At 68.3% G+C, this 5,214-nt stretch carries 8 protein-coding genes; 3 read left to right on the top strand and 5 right to left on the bottom strand.

Translation table 11 applies throughout. The annotated features are described in order from the left end of the window. On the top strand, positions 1-747 hold a 747-nt coding region (locus tag AB0B89_RS34655; protein ID WP_358561458.1), incomplete at its 5' end, for an ice-binding family protein. Here the strand turns inward: AB0B89_RS34655 and AB0B89_RS34650 are convergent. From AB0B89_RS34650 to AB0B89_RS34635, 4 genes are all read right to left on the bottom strand, one after another. Beyond that, on the bottom strand, positions 744-1,781 hold the full coding sequence (locus AB0B89_RS34650; protein WP_358561455.1) for a peptidase: 1,038 nt from the start codon (positions 1,779-1,781) through the stop codon (positions 744-746). The genes AB0B89_RS34655 and AB0B89_RS34650 overlap by 4 nt on opposite strands. An 18-nt stretch (positions 1,782-1,799) precedes the next feature. Beyond that, the gene (locus AB0B89_RS34645; RefSeq protein WP_358561452.1) at positions 1,800-2,327 is read right to left on the bottom strand and encodes a hypothetical protein; all 528 of its coding nucleotides are present in this window, start codon (positions 2,325-2,327) and stop codon (positions 1,800-1,802) included. A 260-nt stretch (positions 2,328-2,587) separates the two neighbouring features. Continuing rightward, entirely contained in the window at positions 2,588-2,995 is a 408-nt protein-coding gene (locus AB0B89_RS34640) for an ATP-binding protein (protein WP_358561449.1), read from the bottom strand. Beyond that, positions 2,992-3,297 (bottom strand): hypothetical protein, encoded by a 306-nt coding sequence (locus AB0B89_RS34635; RefSeq protein WP_358561446.1) that lies wholly within the window; start codon positions 3,295-3,297, stop codon positions 2,992-2,994. The genes AB0B89_RS34640 and AB0B89_RS34635 overlap by 4 nt, the downstream gene beginning before the upstream one ends. A gap of 113 nt (positions 3,298-3,410) precedes the next feature. Between AB0B89_RS34635 and AB0B89_RS34630 the strand changes: the two genes are divergently transcribed. Together AB0B89_RS34630 and AB0B89_RS34625 are read left to right on the top strand one after the other, a co-directional pair. Then, positions 3,411-4,292: a helix-turn-helix transcriptional regulator gene (locus AB0B89_RS34630; protein ID WP_358561443.1), complete on the top strand. Its 882-nt coding sequence runs from the start codon at positions 3,411-3,413 to the stop codon at positions 4,290-4,292. After that, a complete protein-coding gene (locus AB0B89_RS34625) occupies positions 4,289-4,531 on the top strand; it encodes a DUF397 domain-containing protein (RefSeq protein WP_358561440.1) in 243 nt (80 codons plus the stop codon). Before AB0B89_RS34630 ends, AB0B89_RS34625 begins: the two co-directional genes overlap by 4 nt. A gap of 157 nt (positions 4,532-4,688) precedes the next feature. On the opposite strand, the gene AB0B89_RS34620 is transcribed toward AB0B89_RS34625, so the two are convergent. Then, the gene (locus AB0B89_RS34620) at positions 4,689-5,102 is read right to left on the bottom strand and encodes a hypothetical protein (RefSeq protein ID WP_358561437.1); all 414 of its coding nucleotides are present in this window, start codon (positions 5,100-5,102) and stop codon (positions 4,689-4,691) included. Between the last annotated feature and the right edge of the window lie 112 nt (positions 5,103-5,214).

Genomic DNA, 5,214 nt, shown 5'->3' with positions numbered 1-5,214 from the left:
GTCTACGACTCCGCCGCCGGGACCTTCCAGATCACGGGGAACCTGACCCTCGACGCGCAGGGAGACCCGGACGCGGTCTTCGTCTTCCAGGCCGCCTCCACTCTCATCACCGCGTCCGCCAGTACGGTGACCCTCACCGGAGGGGCCCAGGCCTACAACGTGTTCTGGCAGGTCGGAAGCTCGGCCACGCTCGGGACGGGCTCCACTCTCGCAGGGGACATCCTCGCGCTCACCTCGATCACTGTGACCACCGGCGTGACGGTGAACGGCCGTACCTTGGCTCGCAACGGCGCCGTCACCTTGGACACCGACACCATCACCAAGGCCGCCGGCACCCTGTCCATCAGCGTGCCCGCGACCGCGAACCTGGGCTCCGCTCCGGCCGGCGCCGGCGGCGTGTCGAGCCCGCTCGGCGCGGTCACCGTGACCGACACGCGAGGCGGCCCGAGTACCGGGTGGACCGCGACCGTGAGCTCGACGGACTTCACGACCGGCGGTGCGAGCGCGCCCGAGACCATCGCCAAGCGGTCGGTCACCTATGCCCCGGGTTCGGCCACGAGCACGACCGGCAGCGGGACATTCACCCCCGGAACCTCGGGCGACCTCGGTTCCCCCCGCACCGCCTTCTCGGTCTCCGGCGGCACGGGTGACAACTCCGCCACCTGGAACCCGACCATCACCGTGACCTTGCCCCCCGCCGTCGTCGGGGGAACCTACACCGGCACCATCACCCACTCGGTCGCCTAGCCATCCCTCCCGGCGACGCTCGGCTCCCGGCGTGAAAGGCGCCTTCGCTGGACGAGCAGGCCCGTGGCCGTCGCGAGCGCGGACACGACGACGCCGATGACGAGCGACGCGATGGGCACGTGGCTCGTGTCCGGCTCCGCTTTGACCGCCCGCGCCGCCCCCGCGGAGGCGGGGAACCGGATGGCCGCTTCGGCGGCGGCTTTCGTCAGCCCGCTCTGGAGACGGATGCGGGCGCGCCACGGACCATCGGGTACCTGCTCGTTGAGAATCGCGGTGACAGGCCCGGAGTCGCCGGGCGCGAGTGTGGTGCCCGTCGAGACCTTGAACGGGCCCGCGCTCAGGTTCGATGGGCCGTGCGACAGCCGCAGGTCACCGCTGAGGTCGAGCGCGCGGCCTCCGGTGTTGCGCACCTGCGCCAGGACGACCTGACGGCCGTTCTCCGACCGTTCGGCGGTCAGCGAGTCGATGGTGAAGGACGACGCCGGCGGGTTGCCCTGGCCGACGGACAGGTAGATCCGGACGCCGACGCGGTTGACCTCGGCGACGCCTCCACCGGGCGGCGGGGGGGTGGCGGTCTCGGCCCAGATCACCGCGTATCGCTCGCCGGGGGCGGCGTCGCGCGGCACGGCGATGGTCGCCGTGACCATCGAACGGGCATGCGGCGCCATGGCGACCTTGGGCCTGTCCGTGGTGGTCCAGGTGGACAGGTCGTTGGGTGTGCGACCCGGAGCGAACTGGAACTTCCTGTCACGGATCGCCCCGGCCGCCGTGTAGATCGAGAGAGTCCTGGGCGAGTCCGTCGCGTTGGACACCTCGACCCGCCGGTGGATGACGGAACCCGGGGCGAGGTGGTCGATGATGTAGCACCAGGCACGCGAGTTGGCGCGCGCGTTGACGGGCGCGTCGACCAGCCGCATCCCGATGTTCTTTCCCGATGATCCCCCCGCACCAGGCGCGGGTCCGGCGAGCGTGCCGGCGACCGGGGCGAGTGCCCCGGCCGCCAGCAGCCCCACAGCGATGTGACGAAGAGGCACGATTGTCGCCGGCTCCGGTCAGGCGACCGAGTGGGTGACGGTGCCGGTGTACGTGCCCCCGACGGCCGCGGCCGGAATCGTCACGGTGAGCGTCGGATTCCAGGTCGCGCTGTTGTTGCCCGTGAGCGCGGTTCCGGTGAACGCGATCTCCAACACGTTGATGATGCCGCCGGCGCCGGGCGTGAAGGTGCCCGTGCCCGTCGTGGCGGTGGCCGGGCCAGGGGAGTAACTGACGTTGATGACCGGGATGGTCTCGGGCCCGGTGGCCCCGCCGGTGGTGAAGTCGGTGCCGGTGACGGTCGCGGTCCAGGAGCCGTTCAGGGTGGCGCGCAGGTCGGTCACCGTGACGGGACCGATCTGCCCCGAGATGGTGGCGCCGCCGGACGCCACCGAGCCGATGTTCACCGCCCCCGGGGCGGTGATCGTGAGGCCGGCGGTCGTGATCGCGAACGTGACCGTGGTGTCGACGGCCATGGCGGGCAGAGCGGTCGCCGCGACAAGGCCGAGGCCGGCGGTCGCGGCGATCAGGTAGGACGATTTACGCATCTTTGATCCAATGCTCAGGTGGATGACAGAGGCCATGCGAAGCCCGAACACTCGGCCCGATAGATCGAGCATCCCGACATACCATCACGCCTCGTAGTAGATGGTAACTGTGCGTAGTCGGATTAAGATCAACGGCACGGCATGTACGGGCGCTGAAACACCTATCCCTGGCAATGAACAAGCCCCGCCCTGATTCGCGGGAGCCTCGATCCACTCCACAGCGGTCCTGGTGGGACCTGGACGCGGAGGGCGGAGATTCGTCACTTGCCGGCGAGCTGGAACCAGACCACGCGTCCGGTGGCGGTCTCGTACCAGCCCCAGGTGGTCGCCACCTGTTGGAGCAGCCAGAGGCCGCGTCCGCCGCCGCTGTCGGGACGGGTCTCCTGGCACAGCGTGGGCCGGTTCTCCGACGAGCCCGCGTCGGTCACGTCGACGTGGAGCGTCCCGTCGTGGTCGGCCACGGCGATGGTGACCCGCCCGGCCGGGCAGCGCCCGGAGTCGGAGTACCGCACCGCGTTGGTGACCAGTTCGGTGACCAGTAGCAACGCGTCGTCGGTCTGCGGGTGATCGGTGCCTCCCAGCAGCTCCCGCACGCAGCGCCGGGCCGCCGGGACGGCGGTGACCCGCGCGGGCACATCGACCCGCCCCAGCAGCCCGAGCCCCTTCACCTGCCCACCCCCGCGAAACGCCGCGAGAGGCCCCGCGCCCAGGCCCGCACCTGTCGGGTCGTCGCGGGCTCCGAGCCGTTCACTCCCGGCTTTCCCGTGTGTCTCGGCCGCCCGGGAGGCACGAAGACCTCCAGGCTCGCCCGCCGCCCGGGAGGAAGCCGAACGACGGAGTCGAACCCCAGGTCGTTCAACTCCGAAGCCAGTTCGACGAGGTGGACCTGCCATAGGGCATCGCGCACGTTCATGATCCCTTCACCCCTTCCGCCGATGAGGCCGACGACCATGGCGCCGTAGCGATCCATGACCGAATGATTACGCTGGGTGCTCAGTGTGCATGACCCGTGAGCCTTCGGCAACAAGAATCAGAATGAACATAGTGCAGATTGATGAACGAAGATCGATTCGACATACTGCGATGGCCATCACGGAGAGGAACGTCATGAGCGCACAGCGAAGCCCTTCGGTACGCGGGCGTCGTCTCGCCGCGGAACTCGCACGCCTCCGCAAGGAAGCAGGGCTCACGAGAGATCAGGTGGCCGAGCACGCGGGCTGCTCACCTGTCACGATCACTCGGATCGAATCGGCCACGAGTGCCGCCACGGTGGGCCTTGTGGCCTTGATGCTCGAACTCTATGGGGTAGCCGACGAGCGCCGGGAGGCGCTCACGCAACTCGCGCGCGATGCGCGGAAGCGTGGGTGGTGGTACAAGGTGTCCGAGGCCATCCCGGAGTGGGTGCAGAGCTACGTAGGCCTGGAAGAGGAGGCTTCCACCTTTCAGGAGTACCAACCAGAATTCGTGCCCGGGCTACTACAGACCGAGGAATACGCGAGAGCCGTCATGCGGTCCGCGCCTGTGCTGCCGCCGAACGAGGAACTTGAGCGGCGGCTGTCTATTCGGATGAAGCGCCAGGAGCGAGTGTTGGAGCGGGAACATCCGCCGAAGATATGGTTGATCATCAACGAGGCGGTGGTTCGCCGTACGGTGGGGGAACCCCAGACGATGCGCGATCAGCTCCAACGGCTGATCGATCTCTCTCAGAGGAACCACTTCACGATCCAGGTCTTGCCTTTCGCGGCCGGTGTTCATCCCGCGATGGATGGCGGTTTTACGATCTTGAGTTTTCCCAAACCGGCCGATCCGGACACCGTGTACGTTGAGTATTGGCAGGGAAGCGTCTATTTGGAGGATCCATCAGAAGTAGACGCTTATGTTCTGCTCTTCAACCACTTGCGTGCTCTGTCGCTTGGCCCAGAACCGACTCGGAACTTGATCGCGCAGGTGATGCGGGAGATATGAGTGGACGGAGAGGCATGTCTGTGAGGGATCTTTCCCCGATCATCTGGCGTAAGTCCAGCCGGAGTAACGCTAATGGCGGGCAATGCGTGGAGGTCGGCAGGACAGGCGCTGACAGCCTCGTCCGGGTACGGGACTCCAAAGATCCCGGTCCGACCCTGGTCTTCGCCTGGACCGAATGGGATGCCTTCCTTGATGGCGTCAGGCGCGGGAGGTTGGATGAGCCCGTCGGCCGGCTCTAGCACACATCCTTCTGCAACGGCTGGAAACCTTTCCTGCGGGAAATCAAGGACCAGGCGTTTCGTTTGGAGGGCTGCCTGGCCTTCGGCCATCAAAGGTGGCTTCTCTTCGTGCCGATCCCGAAACCGCTTGGGCCGACCTCTGTAACGGCGCGTGGTTTCAGGTGCGAGCCGGGGCGCACGTGCCGGTCCGGAACGCCCGTACGGCCTGTGCGTAGCGTTCGAGCAGGACGGTGGCCAGTTCGGGGGCGGGGCCGAGGGGGTCGGCCACGGCGGAGGCTCCGGCCGCGAGGGTGTCGCGGCGGACCTTGTCGGCGAAGTGACCCGAAGCGAGCAGGTAGGGCGCGACCACGACCCTGGCCGGACGGGACGTACGGCCCGAGCCTCCGGCCTCGGGCGCGACGGCCCCCGGCACGATGAGCTGGCGCGCGAGGGCCCCCGCTCGTGCGGGGCCGGGGGCCGGGTGGCCGTCCAGGAGCCTCAGCACGGCCTCCTCGGGGGTGGGGGAGGCGGCGGAGGCGTAGGCGGCGGTGACCGAGTGCCAGCCGTGCGAGAGCTCCCATTCGCGGGCCATCGCGGCGATCACCGCGTTGGCCCGCCGGTCGCTGGAGCCCGCCGCTGGCTGGTCAACACGTTCGGCTGGGTATGGGCTTGCCTCTGGACCTTCACTGCAGTCATCTCGTACC

It is taken from the genome of Sphaerisporangium sp. NPDC049002 (genome assembly GCF_040649355.1).
In the GTDB taxonomy this organism is placed as follows: Bacteria; Actinomycetota; Actinomycetes; order Streptosporangiales; family Streptosporangiaceae; genus Sphaerisporangium.
Note: the sequence above shows the minus strand (reverse complement) of the source record. Positions and strands in the feature narration are given on the sequence as shown.